16 protein-coding genes and 1 riboswitch are annotated in these 17354 nt (G+C 68.5%); of the genes, 13 read left to right on the top strand and 3 right to left on the bottom strand.

Going from position 1 to position 17354, the window contains the following annotated elements:
- Positions 1-69: 69 nt before the first annotated feature.
- The 3 genes from ISS20_RS07700 to ISS20_RS07690 all read right to left on the bottom strand — a co-directional run bounded on the left by ISS20_RS07700 (position 70) and on the right by ISS20_RS07690 (position 1870).
- The gene (locus ISS20_RS07700) at positions 70-885 is read right to left on the bottom strand and encodes a sulfite exporter TauE/SafE family protein (protein WP_291435327.1); all 816 of its coding nucleotides are present in this window, start codon (positions 883-885) and stop codon (positions 70-72) included.
- Positions 886-1277: 392 nt separating this feature from the next.
- A complete protein-coding gene (locus ISS20_RS07695) occupies positions 1278-1649 on the bottom strand; it encodes a cell division protein ZapA (RefSeq protein ID WP_291435325.1) in 372 nt (123 codons plus the stop codon).
- A complete protein-coding gene (locus ISS20_RS07690; protein WP_015014799.1) occupies positions 1646-1870 on the bottom strand; it encodes a hypothetical protein in 225 nt (74 codons plus the stop codon). Before ISS20_RS07690 ends, ISS20_RS07695 begins: the two co-directional genes overlap by 4 nt.
- 157 nt (positions 1871-2027) lie before the next feature.
- A riboswitch (cobalamin riboswitch) is annotated at positions 2028-2267 on the top strand.
- 81 nt (positions 2268-2348) lie between these two features.
- Here ISS20_RS07690 and ISS20_RS07685 point away from each other — a divergent pair.
- The 13 genes from ISS20_RS07685 to ISS20_RS07625 all read left to right on the top strand — a co-directional run.
- Entirely contained in the window at positions 2349-4232 is a 1884-nt protein-coding gene (locus tag ISS20_RS07685) for a TonB-dependent receptor (protein ID WP_291435320.1), read from the top strand.
- 142 nt (positions 4233-4374) lie between these two features.
- Positions 4375-5736, top strand: coding sequence for a cobyrinate a,c-diamide synthase (locus ISS20_RS07680; protein WP_291435318.1), 1362 nt, complete (start codon positions 4375-4377; stop codon positions 5734-5736).
- Positions 5733-6335 (top strand): bifunctional adenosylcobinamide kinase/adenosylcobinamide-phosphate guanylyltransferase, encoded by a 603-nt coding sequence (locus ISS20_RS07675; RefSeq protein ID WP_291435315.1) that lies wholly within the window; start codon positions 5733-5735, stop codon positions 6333-6335. The genes ISS20_RS07680 and ISS20_RS07675 overlap by 4 nt, the downstream gene beginning before the upstream one ends.
- Entirely contained in the window at positions 6335-7237 is a 903-nt protein-coding gene (locus tag ISS20_RS07670; protein WP_291435313.1) for an ABC transporter substrate-binding protein, read from the top strand. Before ISS20_RS07675 ends, ISS20_RS07670 begins: the two co-directional genes overlap by 1 nt.
- Positions 7234-8268 carry an iron ABC transporter permease gene (locus ISS20_RS07665; RefSeq protein WP_291435310.1) on the top strand — a complete coding sequence of 345 codons (1035 nt, stop codon included), beginning with the start codon at positions 7234-7236 and terminating at the stop codon, positions 8266-8268. The genes ISS20_RS07670 and ISS20_RS07665 overlap by 4 nt, the downstream gene beginning before the upstream one ends.
- Positions 8265-9059 (top strand): ABC transporter ATP-binding protein, encoded by a 795-nt coding sequence (locus tag ISS20_RS07660; RefSeq protein WP_146871354.1) that lies wholly within the window; start codon positions 8265-8267, stop codon positions 9057-9059. The genes ISS20_RS07665 and ISS20_RS07660 overlap by 4 nt, the downstream gene beginning before the upstream one ends.
- 29 nt (positions 9060-9088) lie before the next feature.
- Entirely contained in the window at positions 9089-9556 is a 468-nt protein-coding gene (locus ISS20_RS07655; RefSeq protein ID WP_008906167.1) for a hypothetical protein, read from the top strand.
- On the top strand, positions 9553-9921 hold the full coding sequence (locus ISS20_RS07650; RefSeq protein WP_291435301.1) for a DUF2149 domain-containing protein: 369 nt from the start codon (positions 9553-9555) through the stop codon (positions 9919-9921). The genes ISS20_RS07655 and ISS20_RS07650 overlap by 4 nt, the downstream gene beginning before the upstream one ends.
- Positions 9918-14099 (top strand): cobaltochelatase subunit CobN, encoded by a 4182-nt coding sequence (gene cobN / locus ISS20_RS07645; RefSeq protein WP_291435299.1) that lies wholly within the window; start codon positions 9918-9920, stop codon positions 14097-14099. Before ISS20_RS07650 ends, cobN begins: the two co-directional genes overlap by 4 nt.
- 29 nt (positions 14100-14128) lie before the next feature.
- Positions 14129-14698, top strand: a complete 570-nt coding sequence (gene cobO, locus ISS20_RS07640) for a cob(I)yrinic acid a,c-diamide adenosyltransferase (protein WP_056747164.1) — start codon at positions 14129-14131, stop codon at positions 14696-14698.
- Between the two features lie 69 nt (positions 14699-14767).
- Positions 14768-15709, top strand: coding sequence for an adenosylcobinamide-phosphate synthase CbiB (cbiB, locus tag ISS20_RS07635; protein ID WP_291435366.1), 942 nt, complete (start codon positions 14768-14770; stop codon positions 15707-15709).
- Positions 15706-16785 carry an aminotransferase class I/II-fold pyridoxal phosphate-dependent enzyme gene (locus ISS20_RS07630; RefSeq protein WP_291435294.1) on the top strand — a complete coding sequence of 360 codons (1080 nt, stop codon included), beginning with the start codon at positions 15706-15708 and terminating at the stop codon, positions 16783-16785. The genes cbiB and ISS20_RS07630 overlap by 4 nt, the downstream gene beginning before the upstream one ends.
- Positions 16782-17354, top strand: a 573-nt coding sequence (locus ISS20_RS07625; RefSeq protein ID WP_291435292.1) for a HipA family kinase, incomplete at its 3' end; no start/stop codon positions are given. The genes ISS20_RS07630 and ISS20_RS07625, both read left to right, overlap by 4 nt.

Below are 17354 nucleotides of genomic sequence, written 5' to 3'. Positions count from 1 at the left end.
AGGTCTGGAGCGTAGCGACCAAGCCGTGCGGCCGGTGGGTCGGCCGTCCAATCCGTCTTTCTGTCGGCCTTATGCGGCCGAAACGCCTTTCCACAGCATGTAGGCCGCCAGGCCAAACAGCAGCGATGCAAACACGCGCTTGAGCTGCTTGACGGGAAGGTTGTGCGCCGCCTTGGCACCCAGCGGGGCCGTCAGCACGCTGCAGGTGGCAATCACCCCCAGTGCAGGCAGCCAGATGTAGCCCAGAGACGCGGACGGCAAGCCGCTCACGTTCTGCCCGCCAAGGACGTAGCCAATCACGTTCGCCAGCGCAATCGGAAACCCCAACGCGGCACTGGTGGCCACTGCATTGTGGATGGGCACATTGCACCAGGTCATGAAGGGCACACTGACAAAGCCTCCGCCCGCGCCGACCAGACCGGACAGAAAACCGATGACGCCGCCCGCCGCCACCTGGCCTGCGCCGCCCGGCATCTGGCGCGTGGGCGCAGGTTTTTTGTCCAGGAACATCTGCGTGGCCGAGAAGCTCACGAACAGTGCGAAGAAGATCGCCAGGAACGAGCCCTTGAGCAGTGCAAACACCCCCAGACTGGCAACGAATCCGCCCAGCACAATGCCAGGTGCCAGGCGCTTGACGATGTCCCAACGGACGGCGCCGCGCTTGTGATGGGCTCGCACGCTGGAAATGGACGTGAACATGATGGTGGCCATCGACGTGGCAATCGCCATCTTCACCGCCAAGTCGGGCGCTACCTGCCGAGCGCCCAGGATATAGGTCAGGAACGGCACCAGCAGCATGCCGCCCCCAATGCCCAAGAGCCCCGCCAGGAAGCCTGTGGCCAGGCCGAGCACACCGAGTTCAACAATCAGCAGGGGATCGAGCATGGCTGGATATCAGGCAACAAAGAACAACAGAGCACGCGGAGAGCCGCGAAAAATGCCCTGTCACGGACGCAGCAGCGGGTGCTTGCTATGACAGGGCATGGGGAAGAGGGTGTCTGCGAATGCCACCGGACCCTCATCCTGAACCGGGGGTTCAGGTGGGCGAGGGCAGCCTGGCGTTGGGTTCATCTGACGCGAGATGATCACGCTCACCGGACGATGTACCAAGCCCGAGCTCAATGAGCATTGGTTCAAGGAAATATAAAGCCCGACAGCTTCGCAGACCTGTCAATTGTAGGTGCTGCCAGCGGGCGCTGCGCGCTCGGGGTCATGTAAAGCCCGCAAGCGGCTGTGACGGACGGGGGAGAGAACGGTCTGCTACAGCCCGCCAAGGACTAGAGCAGGCGCCCGTCGTCGCCCAAGGCGTCGTCCAGACGCTGGACCAGGCTTTGCAGGCGCTGATGATCGGTATCAGCCAGCAGGCTTTCCTGGTGCCCCGCCAACGGTGCGCTGGCGCTGGCAGATGGATTTGCCACGGGCTGGGCTGCGGCTGCAAGGTCTGCCGCTTCGCGGTCGGCGATCTCGAAAGCCAGGTTCAGGGCGGCCAGTACCGCGATGCGTTCTCGAGCTCGGACCTTGCCCGCATCGCGGATGCGCGTCATGGCAGTGTCCACACGCTCCACGGCATCCAGCAGGCGGCTTTCGTGGCCCTCGGGGCAGGTCAGCAGATAGCTTTGCTGCAGGATCTGCACCTCGATTTGCTTCATTCGGCTTCTTTCGTGAGCGGCGCGGCGGCGGGCAGGCGTTCGAGCAGGGCATCCACCCGGGCGCGTGCTGCGCTCAAACGGGATTTGAGCGAGTCGCGCTCCTGCGTCAGTGCCGCAACTTGATCAGCCAGCAGGGCATTGGTGCGCTGCAACTCCGCATGTCGCAACAGCAGGCGCTCCACGCGCTCGGCGATCTGGTCGGTGGGGGACGGTATTGCCATACAGCCTTGGATTGTAGGCGGTGTGACACCGAGCGGTCCCTGGCCCCAAGCTGCAGTGGTGTGCAATGCGCAACAGATACAAGTGCATTGTCGGCCGCGTGGGTGCCATGCGGAGCTGCCCGCTTGATCTGGCGCTCTGGGAGCAGCTTGTAAACGGTCGTAAAATCCCGACGTTGGTGCTCGCGGTGTGGTTCACATGCCGCAGTTCAACGGGAAGCAGGGAGGCGCCGTACCACCGGTACCCGCCCAGCCTGCGCTGCCCCCGCAACGGTCAGCGGACGAATCACCTGATTCTCTCTCCATCCATAAGCCACTGGGCGCCTTGAACAAGCGCCTGGGAAGGCATTGGGGGGGTGTTCCGCCAGCCCGGATACCGGCCAACACGGTGGCTGCGTGCGCCCTTTTTTGGCGCTGCGCGGCTGTATCACCCATACGCTGGCGGGAGGCCGGCCCGGGTTGTTTGTTGACCTTGATCCCCATGAAAATCCGTACCCTTCGTGCGCGCCCTGTGGCGTCGTTGCGCCTGCCCGCCCCACGCCTGGCACTGCTGTCATTGTTGGCTGGCAGCGCCTGCGGCGCTTTCGCACAGACCGCCCCGGCCACCGGCGAGCTGCTGGCGCAAAACCTGCGCGCACCGTCGTTGTCTGAAACGGTGGTGGCGGCCACGCGCACCCCGCAGCCGCTGGCCGACCTGGTGGCCGACATCTCCATTGTGGACCGCGAAACCATCGAAAGCAGTGGCGCCACCGGTCTGGCCGACTTGCTGGCCCGTCTGCCCGGTGTGGAGTTCTCGCGCAACGGTGGCCCTGGCACCACCACTGGCGTGTTTCTGCGCGGCGCGGAATCGCGCTTTACTGCGGTGTACATCGATGGGGTGCGCATCGACTCGCAATCCACCGGTGGTGCTCCCTGGGAGAGCATTCCTCTGGGCCTCATCGATCGCATTGAAGTGCTGCGCGGCCCAGCGGGCGCCGTCTATGGCTCGGACGCCCTGGGCGGCGTGGTGCAGATTTTCACCAAGCGCGGTGAAAACGGCACGGCGCCCTATGTGGGCGTGGGCGTTGGCAGCAATAACACCACCAAGGTGGAGGCCGGGATCAGCGGTGCCAGCGGCACGCTGGACTACGCACTGGGGCTGGCGCGTGATGACAGCAAGGGCTTCAACGCGCGCCCCATCGCTGGACAGAACCCCGACCGTGACGGCTACCGCAGCACGGCGGGCCACGCGCGGGTAGGCCTGCAGGTGAACGCAGTGCATCGCCTCGAAGGCACCCTGATGCAGAACGACACCAACAGCGGCTACGACAGCGGCATGGGAAAGGACGACCGCAACCTGCACACCATGCACGCACTGGGCCTCAACTGGATTGCTCAGTGGAGCAGTGCCTACAAGACGCGCTTTTCCATCACCGACTCGCGCGACGAATACGAAACCCGCCCCTCGCCGTATCTGAGCGACACGCGCCTGCGCGGCTACTACTTCCAGAACGAATGGCGCCAGGGCGCGCACCTGGTCACGGCGGCCCTGGAGCGCCGTGAGGATCGGCTGGAGAACAAGCCCATCGACGCCAAACGCTCGCAAGACGCGCTGGCGCTGGGCTACGGCTACAACGCTGCAGGCCATACCGTGCAGCTCAATCTGCGCCATGATTCCGACAGCGAGTTTGGTGGCAAGAGCACTGGCAGCGTGGCCTACGGCTACGCCATCACCCCGCAGTGGCGCGCCACGGCGTCCGTGGGCACGGCCTTCCGTGCGCCCACGCTGTACCACCGCTTCAGCGAATACGGCGTGGCCACGCTGCGCCCCGAAAGCAGCCGCAATGCCGAAGTGGCACTGCGATACGCCCAGGGCAGCAGCACGTTTTCGGCCACGCTGTTTCGCAACCGTGTGAGCAACCTGATTTCGTTCTCTGGCCCCGGCACCTGCCTGTCGGACTTTGGCTGCTACGCCAACACGGCCCGCGCCGAATACAAGGGCGTGACGTTCGCGGGTTCGCACCGCGTGGGTGACGTGCAATTGCACGGCTCCATCGACCTGCAGCGCCCGCGTGACCTGGATACCGGCAAGCAGCTGGCACGCCGCGCCAAGCAGCACGCCACCTTTGGCGCCGACACCCGCCTGGCGGGCTGGACCGTGGGCGCCGAAGTGCAGGCATCAGGCCGCCGTTTCGACACCGTGGCAAACACCAACGTGCTGGGCGGCTATGCGCTGGTCAACCTGTACGCCAGCACCCGCATTGCGCGCGACTACACGCTGCTGGCCCGCATCGACAACCTGGCCGACAAGGGCTATCAGCTGGCCCGCACTTACGCCACTGCAGGGCGCGCGGTCTACGTCGGTGTGAAGTGGGCACCTCAATGAAGCCCCCCCTGAGTCGCTGCGCGCCTTCCCCCCGGAGGGGGGACGCCACCCGTGGCCTGGCGGAGCCAGTTCCACGGTGGCACTGGCTTGGGGCGCGCCAGTTTCGTCGGCCGCTGGGTGAGTACCGCACTGGGGGTGAGGTGTGACACGCTGTCCCGCGTTGCTGATTGCAGCCCCGGCTTCCGGGCAGGGCAAGACCACCGTCACTGCCGCCCTGGCGCGCCTGCATGCGAGCCAGGGCCGGCGGGTGCGGGTGTTCAAGTGCGGGCCGGATTTCCTGGACCCGCACTGGCACCAACTGGCCAGTGGTGCGCCGGTGCACCAGCTCGATTTGTGGATGAACGGTGAGGCCGACTGCGCGCAGCGGCTGCACGACGCTGCGCGCGAGTCGGACCTGATCCTCATCGAAGGCGTGATGGGTCTGTTTGACGGCAACCCCAGCGCAGCCGACCTAGCCCGGTACTTTGCGGTGCCGGTGCTGGCGGTGGTCGATGCCTCCGCCATGGCGGGCACGTTTGGCGCGCTGGCCTATGGCCTGCGCCACTACCGCCCGGGCCTGCCCTGGGCCGGTGTGCTGGCCAACCGTGTAGGCAGTGCCCGCCATGCCGACATGTTGCGTGACGGCTTGCAAGATGCCGACGACTGGATGGGCGCGCTGATGCGGGTGCAGACAGGCAATGCGCCTTTAGCCGCCAAGGCCGGTGCGGCGCTGCTGCCCGAGCGCCACCTGGGCCTGGTGGCTGCGCACGAGCTGGACGACAGCCTGCAGCGGCTGGACGCAGCGGCCGATGCCCTGGCCGCTACACCCCTGGGCCAGATGACGCTGGAGGATATGCAGCGCTGGGCCGTGGACTTTCCGGCGCCCGCCTCGAAGATTGCTGCGCCATCGCTGCTCGCGGGCCGCACCGTGGCCGTGGGGCGTGACGCGGCGTTCTGTTTTACCTACGCCGCTAATGTGCAATGCCTGGAACAGATGGGCGCCCGCGTGGCGTTCTTCTCGCCCCTGCAAGACACGGCGTTGCCGGACTGCGATGCCGTGTGGCTGCCCGGCGGTTACCCCGAGCTGCACACCGCGCAGATCGCGGCCAACACCGGCATGTTGGCCAGCCTGCGCGCCCATGTGGCCGCGGGCAAACCCATGTGGGCCGAGTGCGGCGGCATGATGGCGCTGTTCGATTCCATCACGCTGACCGATGGCAGCGCGGCTCCGCTGTGGGGCCTGCTGCCGGGCCGCGTGACCATGCAAAAGCGCCTAGCAGCGCTGGGGCCGCAGCAACTGACCGTGGCAGGACACACGTTGCGCGGCCACACCTTCCACTATTCGACCAGCGACAGCAGCGCCCCCGTGGTGGCCCGCACGGCGCGCCCGAACAAGGCGGTTGCGCCGGATGCGGGCGAGGCGCTGTACGAGCAAGGCAGCATCCACGCGAGCTACTTCCATGCGTGGTTCCCTTCGAGTCCCGAGGCGGTGGCGCATCTGCTGGGCGGTGAGAGCAAAGCATGAATTCCGTCTCGCTTTCCATCACCACCGAACTCATCCTGGGGGGGCAGAAAAGCGGCAAATCCCGCCGCGCCGAACTGCTGGCACGCGACTGGCTGGCGCAGTCCAGCGACCACCGCGCCGTGCTGATCGCCACGGGCCGGGCCTGGGACGACGAAATGCGCGAACGCATCGCCCGCCACCAACGTGACCGCGCCGAACGGGTGCCTGGCCTGCAAACCGTGGAAGAGCCGCACGACGTGGCCGCAGCCCTCACGCGGCTCAGCACGCCGCACACCCTGGTGGTGGTGGACTGCCTCACGCTGTGGCTCACCCACTGGACCATGCCCATGGGCGTGGAAAGCATGAATTTGGAACAAAAACAGGCGCTAGCGCTTGATTGGAAAGCGCAGAAGGCTATGTTTTTGGTAGCAATTGGACAGTCCCCCGGGCCCGTTGTTCTGGTGGGCAACGAAATTGGCCTGGGGGTCATCCCGATGGGGCGCGAGGTGCGCGTCTTTGTGGATGCACTCGGCACGCTCAACCAGCAGGTGGCGCAGGTGTGCCCCCGCGTGACGCTCATGGCGGCTGGCCTGCCGCTTACCTTGAAAGAACCTCGCTGATGAAACCCACCCCCGTGCGCCGCATCCTCTGGGTGATCGCCATCGTGATTGCGCTGGGCCTGCTCATGGCCGGCTTGGCGCGTGCGCAGCCCGTGCACATCAAGGACGACAAGGGCCGCGAGGTCTCGCTGCCCCGTCCGCCGCAGCGCATCGTCAGCCTGCTGCCCTCGTTGACCGAAAGCGTGTGCGAGCTGGAGCAATGTCACCGGTTGGTGGGTGTGGACCGCTATTCCAACTGGCCAGAAGCGGTAATTGGCAAGTTGCCCAAGGTGGGCGGCGGGCTGGACCCGAGCATCGAGGCCGTCGTGGCACTCAAGCCCGATGTGGTGCTGATGTCCGTCAGCTCGCGCGCCAGTGACCGGCTGGAGGCGCTCGGCCTCACCGTGGTGCAGCTGGAGCCCAAGACGCATGCCGACGTGCGCCGCGTGCTGGGCACGGTGAGCGACCTGCTGGGCGTGCCCCGCGCGCAAGGCTCCGACCGCCTCTGGCGTGTGATCGACGCGGGCGTGCTGGCGGCTGCACAGTCCCTGCCGCCCAAGGCCAAAAATGTGCGTGTGTACTTCGAGGTGAGCCGTGGGCCCTATGCAGCGGGCGAGGCGTCGTTCATTGGCGAATCGCTCACCCGGCTGGGCGTGCGCAACGTGGTGCCGGCGTCGCTGGGGCCGTTTCCGCGCCTGAACCCCGAGTTCGTGGTGCGCGCCAACCCCGACATCATCATGATCGGCAACCGCAGCATGCAGGCCATGGTGCCGTACCCCGGCTGGGCTTCCATGCGTGCCATCCGCGAGAACCGGCTGTGCGTGTTTGGCCCCGGCGATTCCGATGTGGTGGTGCGCCCTGGGCCGCGCATGGCCGAGGCGGCCCGCATCATGGCGCGGTGTCTGGTGGACAAAGCGTCATGACCAGCATTCCGATCGACTTGCCCACGGGTTCCGCCAGCCGCCGCGCCGCATGGTGTGCCGCCTGGCTGTTGCTCGCCAGCGCGTTGCTGGCGGTGTGTGGCGCCAGCGTGGGCAGCACGGGCTTTGACAGCGTGCTGCGCATGCACGGTGACCCTGTGGCCTGGCAGATCGTGTGGGACATCCGCATGCCACGCACGGCGGGTGCGTGGCTGGCGGGGGCGCTGCTGGGCCTGTCGGGCGCGGTGGCGCAGGGGTTGTTTCGCAACCCGCTGGCCGACCCGTACCTCCTGGGCAGTGCCTCGGGCGCAGCGCTGGGCGGGGCGGTGGCCATGGCGCTCTTCGGGGTGTCGCCGGTGGCGGCGCAGTGGATGGCCCGCATCGGCATCACGGGCATGGCATTTTTGGGCGCGGCGGGGGCGGTGGTGCTCACGCTGCTGCTCGCCAAGGGCGTGCAGCACACGCTGCGCTTGTTGCTGGCGGGGGTGATTGTGGGCGTGGTGCTGGGTGCGCTGCGTGACCTGGTGGAACTGGCCTCGCCCGACATCCTGCAGGCCATGCAGGCCTTCACGCTGGGCAGCACTGCTTTTGTGGGCTGGGCGGCCTGCTTGCTCATGGCCGTGGCCTGGGCGCTGTGCTCGGTGGTCGCCTGGATGCTGGCACGTGCGCTGGACGGCCTCACGCTGGGCGAGGCCACGGCCGCCAGCCTGGGCCTGCCACTCATGCCCATGCGTGTGGGGCTGGTGGCTGCCATGGCGCTGGCCACGGGCACGGCGGTGGCGCAGACGGGGCTCATCGCCTTTGTGGGGCTGGCGGCTCCGCACCTGGTGCGCTCCATCGTGCGCGTGACACACGAACGGCACATCGTGCTCTCCAGCCTGATGGGCGCGGTGCTGCTCATGGCGGCCGACATCCTGGCGCGCTGGCTGCTGGCGCCGCAGGAGCTGCCCGTGGGCGTGCTCACGGCGGCGCTGGGCGGCACCTACCTGCTGTGGCTCATGCACCGGCGCACCTCGCACGGGGGCGCACTATGAAATCAATAGCTATCAGTGCAAATGGGATAAGCGCCAGCATCGGGAATCGCTCGATATTGCAGGGCATTGACCTGCAATTGCCCGCCGGGCGCTGGACGAGCATCGTCGGCCCCAACGGAGCGGGCAAGTCCACCCTGCTCAAGGTGCTGGCGGGCCTGCTGCCGCGTGTGGCGGTGCAGGGCGACGTGTTGTTGCTCGGCCGCCCGCTGGCGCAGATTCCTGCGCGCGAACGCGCCCGCCAGCTCGCCTGGCTGGGGCAGAACGAAGGCTCGGCTGACGACCTGACCAGTTATGACGTGGCCATGCTCGGCCGGCTGCCGCACCAGGCCTGGCTGGCACCGCCGGGTGCGGCCGACCACGCAGCGGTGGAGCAGGCGCTGCGCACCACGCAGGCCTGGGACTGGCGCCACCGCCCGCTGTCGCAGCTGTCGGGCGGCGAACGCCAGCGCGTGCTGCTGGCCCGCGCCCTGGCGGTGCAGGCGCAGGTGCTGCTGATGGACGAGCCCCTGGCCAACCTCGACCCGCCGCACCAGACCGACTGGCTGCACACCATGCGTGCATTGGTCGATGCGGGGGGCACGGTGGTCAGCGTGCTGCACGAGGTGTCGCTGGCACTGCAGTCCGACGACATGGTGGTGATGGCACAGGGCCGCGTGCTGCACCAGGGCGCCTGCGATGCACCCGCCACGCACGCGGCGCTGGAGAGCGTGTTTGACCACCGCATCCACGTGCGGCATCTGGATGGCATGTGGATGGCGCTGCCATCGATGCAGCGCAAGCACAGCCAATGAAACAACACATGGATTGAGGGAGTGGAAGCATGAACATCGAATCGGGTTTTTCGCAGGTCGCGCAGTCGTTGCTGTGGCCGGTGCTGGTGCTGGTGGGGCTGGCGTTTGTCTACGCGCTGTGGTCGGGCGGCGCCACGCTCATGGAGGCGTGGCAGCGCTGGCGCCAGCCGCAGTACCGTTCGCTGCGCGTGGCGCCGGGTTTGTCGATGGAAGAGCTGGAGCTGCAACTGGTGCGCCAGGTGGAGCCCGTGCGCTTGCTCAGCCGCCTGTCGCCCATGCTGGGGCTGATCGCCACGATGATCCCGCTGGGCCCTGCGCTGCAGAGCGTGGCGGCGGGCAACGGCCAGCAGGCGCTGGCGGTGTTCAGCGGCGCCTTTGCGGGTGTGGTGCTGGCGCTGGCCGCCGCGTCGGTGGGCCTGGTGGTGTACTCGGTGCGCCGCCGCTGGCTGCTGGCCGAGCTGCTGGTGGTGCGCAAGGAGCGCGGGGTGGCGCAATGAGCTTGCGCCACTTGAACGTCTTGGCCGAGGACGACGACGATCCGATGCTGTCCGCCGTGAACCTGGTGGACGTGTTCCTGGTGCTGGTCGTGGCGTTGCTCACGGCCGTGGCCGTGCAGACCCAGACCAGCGCTCATGAGAGCGTCACCATCATCCGCAACCCCGGCCAGCCCGACATGGAAGTGGTCGTGCGCGAGCAGGGCAAGGAAGTGCGCTTCAAGGGCGCTGGCAGCGCAGCGCAAGGGCAGGGCGTGCGTGCGGGCGTTGCCTACAAGCTCGAAGACGGTAACATCGTCTACATCCCCGAAACCGGTGTGGCGCCTGCAGACGCGGGCGCTGGCGCGGCCGACCCCGCCAAGCCATGAAGGCGCTGATCCTGCGCACGGCACTGTGGTGCCTGCTGCTGGCTGCGCCGCTGGTGCAGGCCGCGCAGTCTGCGCCCGTGTTGCTCTGGCTAACCTCTGACATCACCACCGCCCCACGCACGGCCATGGTGCAGCGCCTGGCCTCCGACGCGGGCCTGGGCTTTGTGCACATCGATTACCCGCTGGCCGGCCCGGCGGTGCTCGACGCGGCCCAGGCCCAGAAGCTGGAGCGCGCACTGGCAGGCGCCGCCATGGTGTGGGTGGATGCACCGCATGCCAGCGTGGAGGCGCGCTTGCGCCGCATGGCGGGGCCGCAACTCGATGCGCGTGCTGTGCGCACCCCTGGCCGCGTGGTCTGGGTGCCTGCGGGCACGCCCGCCGTCGACCTGTCTGCGCTGGATGCGCCCGCCCGTATGGTGGCCTACCTGCAGGCCGGTGGCCCGCGCAACCTGAAGAACGCCATTGCCCTGGCGCGTGCCACCGTGGCGGGTGCTGCCATGCCTGCCTTGCCCGCGCCCGACATCCTGCCCCCCCGGGGTATCTACCACCCCGACGCGCCCCGCCTGCTCCCCAACGCCGCCGCGCTGGAGGCCTGGCGCCAGGGCCAGCCCGCGCTGCGCAGCCTGCCCGCCGTGGCCGTGCTGGTGCACCGCCACCATTTTGTGGATGGCAGTACCGAATGGCTCGATGCCTGGCTGCGCACCTTCCGCCAGCAAGGCCTGTTCGCCTATGCCGCCTTTGGGCAGCAGGTCACGGCGCAGACGCTGGCCGAGGTGCTGGAGCTGCCCCCCGAGAGCGGCACCGGACCCGGCCGCCTGCACGCCTCTGTCCTGGTGCTGCACCAGCTCGTGCCCCAGGCCGCCGCGCTGCAGCCGCTGCTGGCCCGCTGGGGCGTGCCGCTGCTCGGCACGCAGCCCTACCGCGCAGGCGATGCCGCCGCGTGGGAGGTCAGCGACACGGGCCTGTCGCTGTCCGATGTTCCGTTCTATCTGGCGCAGCCTGAGGCGGCGGGTGCCATCGACCCGGTCCTGGTCGCTGCCCACGGCGCCGAGGGGCAAGACTTCCGCCTCATCGAACGCCAGGCCCAGGCCGTGGTCGCCAAGGCACGGCGCCTGATCGCGCTGCAGACCCAACCTGCCGCCGACAAGCGCCTGGTGGCCATGGTCTACAACTACCCCCCGGGCGGCACCAACTTTGGCGCCTCGTTCCTCAACGTGCCGCGCAGCCTGGAGCAGGTCTCTGGCGGCTTGGCCCAGGCAGGCTACCGCACGCAGCAGGTGCCCGAGCAGGGCTGGATCGATGGGCTCAAGCCGCTGCTCGCCGCGTATTACCCCGGCGCCGATGTGCGCGCGCTGCTGCAAAACGGACAGGCCGCCGCGCTGCCGCTGGCGCGCTATGAGCAGCATCTGGCCACCTTGCCCAAGGCCGTGCGCGAGCGCATGAACGCGCACTGGGGCACTCCCGAAAGGAGCCGCTACGTGGTCAATTGGCAGGGCGAAAAGGTGTTCGCCATCCCACGCCTGCAGGTGGGTCACCTTTCGGTGCTGCCCCAGCCCCCGCGCGAAGAAACCCTGCGCCTGGGCCAGAACCCGTTCATGCACAAGTCCAAGGCGCCGCTGTCGCACCACTACCTGGCCGTGTACCTGTGGGCGCAGCTGGAGGCCGATGCGCTCATCCACTTCGGCACCCACGGCACGCAGGAATGGGCCGGTGGCAAAGCCCGTGCGCTGGATGTGCACGACGACGCGCTGCTGCCGCTCGGTGACCTGCCCGTGGTCTATCCCTACATCGTGGACAACCTGGGTGAGGCCCTCACGGCCAAGCGCCGGGGCCGCGCTGTGCTGGTGAGCCACCGCACGCCCGTGTTCGCTCCGGCCGGCTTCGAGGCGCGCATGGCACACATGCACGAGGTGATGCACGAATGGGAAACCGTGGACGAAGGCCCCACGCGCCGCGCGCTCGAAAAGCAGCTGGTGGCGCAGTTTGTGGAGCACCAGCTGCACCACGACCTGGGCTGGAGCGCCGAGCGCATCGCGGCCGACTTCCACGGCTTTCTTGAAATCCTGCACCCCTACCTGGACCAGCTCGCGCAAAGCTCGCAGCCCAAGGGCCTGGCCGTGTTCGGCCGCGTACCCGCGCCCGAGCAGCGGCGCGAGACCGTCCTGCAGGCGCTGCGCAAGCCGCTGATCGAGGCGCTGGGCGAAGACATCGACGAAGCCTTCCTGATCAAGCACGATGCGGTGCTGGCTGCACGCCCCGCGCGCTGGCTCGAAGTGGCGCTGACCGATGCGCAGGCAGCCAGCGTGCTGGACCTGCGCCCCGCGCTGCCCGATGCACCGCCAGCACAGGACGGCTTGGTGCGCGCCCAAGACCATGTGCCCAACCGCGCAGCGCGCCAACCCATCGATACGCCCGCGCTGCTGCAACTGGCACAGCGCGCGCAAGAGCTGGAGCGCCTGCTGGCCACGGAAGGCGAGCTACCCGGCTTGCTGGCTGCGCTGGAAGGGCGCTACCTGCCCGCTGCGTACGGTGGCGACCCCATCCGCAACCCCGACAGCCTGCCCACAGGCCGCAACCTCACGGGGCTGGACCCGAGCCGCCTGCCCACGCGCCAGGCCTATGCCGTGGCGCAGACGCTGTTCAACGACTGGTTCAAGGACTACCAGGCGCGCCATGGTGGCCAGGCGCCGCAGCGGTTGGCGTTGTCGCTGTGGGCGGGCGAAACGCTGCGCCACCAGGGCATCATGGAAGCGCAGGCGCTCGTGGCGCTGGGCATGCGCCCGGTGTGGGACGACTCGGGCCGCCCGGCGCGGGTCGAGACCATCCCCGCCGATGAGCTGAAACGCCCGCGCGTCGATGTGCTCATGAGCATCACCGGCTCGTACCGTGACCAGTTCCCCGGGCTGATGGCGCTGCTGGACCGTGCGGTGGCCCAGGCCGCCACGGCCGAGCCCGGCAACGTGATCGCTCGCAATACCGCGCAGATCGACCAGGAACTGCGCAAGCAGGGCGTGCCCCGCGCGCAGGCCGAGCAACTGGCGCGCGTGCGCTCGTTCGGCAATGCGGTGGGCGACTACGGCACCGGCCTGTCGGACGCGGTGCAAAGCGACGGGCTGCAAACCAACGATGCGCGCCTGGGCCAGATGTTCCTCGAACGCATGAGCCAGCCTTATCTGGCGGGCGAGCCGGTGACCGGCGTGGCGGGCGGTGTGGCGGCTCAGGCATTGGGTGCCCACCTGCGCCGCGCCGATGCCGCCATCCTGTCGCGCAGCTCGCACCTGTATGCCATGGTCAGCTCGGACGATCCGTTCCAGTACCTGGGCGGCCTGTCGGCCGCAGCCCGCGTGGCGGGGCGAGCGCAGGGGCTGGAGCTGCATGTGGCCCAGCTGCAGGATGCAGGCGAGCCCACTACCGAGACCGCGCAGCGCGCCATTGCGCTGGAGATGCAGTCGCGCTACCTGCACCCGGGCTGGCTCCAGGCGCAGAAGGCCGAGGGCTATTCGGGCACGCTGCAGGTGCTCAAGGCCGTGCAGTTCGCCTGGGGCTGGCAGGCCGTCGCGCCCGACACGGTGCGCAGCGACCATTGGCAGAGCTTCTACGACGTGCTGGTGCGCGACAAGCACCAGCTGGGCCTGCCCGAGTGGCTCAAAGAGCATCCGCAGGCTTATGCCCAGTCGCTGGAGCGCCTGGTGCAGGCGCAGCGCCAGGGCTATTGGCAGGCCGATGCCGACACGCAAAAACAACTGGCGCAGATGTACCAGGAGCTGACGCGTGCCGCGCCGCTGGCGGCCGAGCTGCCCAGCGTGCGCCGCTGGGTGGAGCGAGCGGCTCGTGGTGAGTCCGTAGAGCTGACCCCGCCTGCAGGTATGGCCATTGCGGCGCCGCAGTCGCCAGCCCTGGCAGCGCCACAGCCTGCGCCCCCCGCCGCTGACCTGCCCGCGCCGCCCGCCCAGGCAGAAGCACCACCCTCCGCGCCCGCCGTGCCTACCATGGGCGTGTTACTGGAGCGGCAGCCCGAGCGCAAAGCCCCCGACGCCGTCAAAGAGCCCAGCCCCGTGGAGCGCATGGCCGGCATCGTGGCCCTGCTGGTCATGGCCCTGGTGGCGATGGCGGGCGCCGCGTGGCAGGCGCGCCGTCCGTCCTCGTTGTCTTCCCCGCTGCAACCGGCCGGCGTGTGATGCCCGGTCTCTCTGAAAGAATCGACACCATGCAGATCGAAACCCCGCCCACCGAAAAACGCTACGAAAAGCCCGAGGGCGAACGCCGGGGCCTTGTCATCGTCAACACCGGCGACGGCAAGGGCAAAAGCACGGCCGCCTTTGGCCTGGCGCTCCGCGCCCATGGCCGGGGCAAGGCCGTGAAGATCTTCCAGTTCATGAAAGTGCCCACGGCGCGATTTGGCGAGCACCGCATGTTCGAGCAGATAGGCCTGCCCATCGAAGGCCTGGGCGACGGCTTCAGCTGGAAGAGCAAGGACCTGGAGCACTCGGCCCAGCTCGCGCGCGACGGCTGGGAAAAGGCGCGCGCCGCCATCCTGTCGGGCGAGCATTTCCTGGTGGTGCTGGACGAGATCACCTACCCGCTGATCTACGGCTGGCTGCCGCTCGACGGCGTGTTGCAGACCCTGCGCGATCGGCCCAAGGACGTGCACGTGTGCCTCACCGGCCGCCGCTGCCCCCCCGAGATCATCGAGCTGGCCGACACCGTGACCGAGATGCAGCTGATCAAGCACGCGTTCAAGGCGGGCATTCCCGCGCAGCGCGGCATCGAAGACTGAGCCACTGTGTCCGAGCACTGGTCCTTGCTACTGCTCCCTGGCCTGGGCTGGCCTGCGGCAGCGGTGTGGATGGGCGTGCCGCTGCTGGCACTGGCCATTGACTGGTGGTTGGGGGAGCCGCCCGCCCGCTGGCACCCGGTGGTGTGGATGGGCACGGCCTTGCACTGGGGAGGCGAGCGGGTGGCCCCGCTGACGCCTGTGGCACAGGACTTTCGGCGTTTTTGGCTGGGGGCGATAGTGTGGATTGCCTTGGCTGCTATTGTTTTGATAGTTTCCTGGTGGTTGCAGCACCTGGCGTTGACGCTGATGGGTTGGCTTGCCCTCGGCATGCTGGCGCTGCTGCTCAAGCCCCTGCTGGCCTGGCGCATGCTGCACGACGAGGTGCTGGCGGTGGAGGTGGCGCTGGGCCAGTCGCTGCCCGCCGGGCGCGCGCAGCTGGCTCGCTTGGTGAGCCGGGACGTGAGCGCTCTCACCGCCGTGCAGGTGCGCGAGTCGGCCATCGAGTCGCTGGCCGAGAACCTCAACGATTCCGTGGTGGCGCCGCTGTTCTGGTTTGCGCTGCTGGGTCTGCCGGGGGCTGCGCTGTACCGCATGGCCAATACGGCCGACGCCATGTGGGGCTACCCCGGCATGCGCAGCGGGCGCTACTGGCAATGGGCGGGCAAGTGGGCGGCGCGGGCGGACGATGTGCTGTCTTGGGTGCCGGCCCGCATCACCGCCTTGTTGCTGGCGGTGGTCGCCAGGGGACTGCCGTTTTCCACGCTGGCCCGCCAGGCGCGCAAGACGCCATCGCCCAACAGCGGCTGGCCCATGGCGGCCATGGCACTGGCGTTGAACGTGCGCCTGGCCAAGCCCGGGGTGTACACGCTGCACAGCAAGGGCCGCCGGGCGGGGCCGCTCGATACGCGGCGCGCTGCACGCCTGGGCACGCAGGTGGTGCTGGCCATGGTGCCCGTGGTGGCGGGCCTGCAGTTGCTGGTGCTGGTGGTGTTTGCTTGGGCGCATGCATGAGCTCGCCGCGTCGTTTCTCTGCGCCCACGCCGTTGCACGGTGGCCCGGACGCCGCGGGCGTTCCGGTGTTTGATTTCTCGACCAACAGCAACGCCTGCGGGCCATGCCCCGAGGCGCTGCACGCCGTGCAGGCGGCCGACGCCACGCGCTACCCCGACCCGGCCTACACGGCGCTGCGCGAGGCCCTGGGCGCCTTCCACGGCGTATCGCCAGGGCGCATCGTGCTGGCGGCCAGTGCCAGCGAGTTCATCCACCGCATCACCGCGCTGGCCGCACAGCAGGGCGCGGTGCAGGTGGCCGTGCCGCCACACAGCTATGGCGACTACGCCCAGGCCGCGCAGGTGCGCGGGCTGGAGGTGCTGCGGGGCGGCGGCGCCGCAGCGGGCCTGCAATGGGCATGCGAGCCCTCCAGCCCTCTGGGTGTGGAAGATCCCTCGTTGCGCGGTTGGCGACAAAGCGATGCCGACGTTGCCTGGCGTGTGCTCGACTGCGCGTATGTCCCCCTGAGGCTCGGCGCGGAGGGCGCATGGGTTGGTGCGCCGTCGCCACTCATGCCCTCGGCCTGCTGGCAGCTCTGGACCCCCAACAAGGCCCTGGGGCTGACGGGTGTACGTGCCGCCTATGCGATTGCGCCGCCAGACTGTGAAGAGCAGGCACTGGGGCTGACGGCCCTGGCGTCTTCCTGGCCCGTGGGTGCCCACGGCGTGGCACTGCTGCAGGCGTGGACGCAGGCCACCGTGCAGCAATGGCTGGTGCACAGCCTGCGCACCCTGGGCGATTGGAAGGCGCGCCAGCAGACGCTGTGCACCGATCTGGGCTGGGCTGTGCACGCGGGCAGCCTGGCCAACTATTTCTGCGTGCAGCCTGCTACCCACACGTTGCAGAGCGATCTGGCTGCGCTGCGCGCCGGCGGCATCAAGCTGCGCGATGCGGCGTCATTCGGCCTGCCCGGCACCGTGCGCCTGGGGGTGCTGGCGCCCGCCGCACAAGATGCGCTGCAGGCTGCATGGCAGGCCATCTTGGGCCCTGCGGGCCGTACCATCCCGCATTCCATCGGATCGAGGGAGACCTTGTGAGAACCATCACCGTCAATCGCTACGTCACGCCGCTGCGTGAAGGTGGCTCCATGCCCGCCATCGTCGAGGGCGACGACCTAGGCACCTACGTGCTCAAGTTCCGTGGCGCAGGGCAGGGCGTGCGCGCACTGCTGGCCGAGATCATTGCGGGCGGCATCGCCCGTGCGCTGGGCCTGCCCGTGCCCGAGATCGTGCTGGCCCAGCTCGACCCCGCCCTGGCGCAGACCGAGCCCGACCCCGAAATCCAGGACCTGGTGCGCGCCAGCGGTGGCCTGAACGTGGGGCTGGATTACCTCTCGGGCGCGCTCAATTTCGACCCGGCGGTGGATGTGGTGTCGGATGATTTTGCCTCGCGCCTCGTGTGGTTCGATGCCCTGGTGGGCAATGTGGACCGCACTGCGCGCAACACCAATCTGCTGATGTGGCACCGCCAGCCCTGGCTCATCGACCATGGTGCGGCGCTGACCTTTCACCACGCCTGGAACGGCACGGTGGCCCTGCCCGCCAAACCTTTTACGCCCATTGCCGACCATGTGCTGCTGGCCCGGGCCACGCTGCTCGCGCAGGTG

This window comes from Acidovorax sp., assembly GCF_016783915.1.
Taxonomy (GTDB): Bacteria; Pseudomonadota; Gammaproteobacteria; order Burkholderiales; family Burkholderiaceae_C; genus Acidovorax.
The sequence above is the reverse complement of the archived record's forward strand: the minus strand, read 5'-3'. Positions and strand labels throughout refer to the sequence as shown.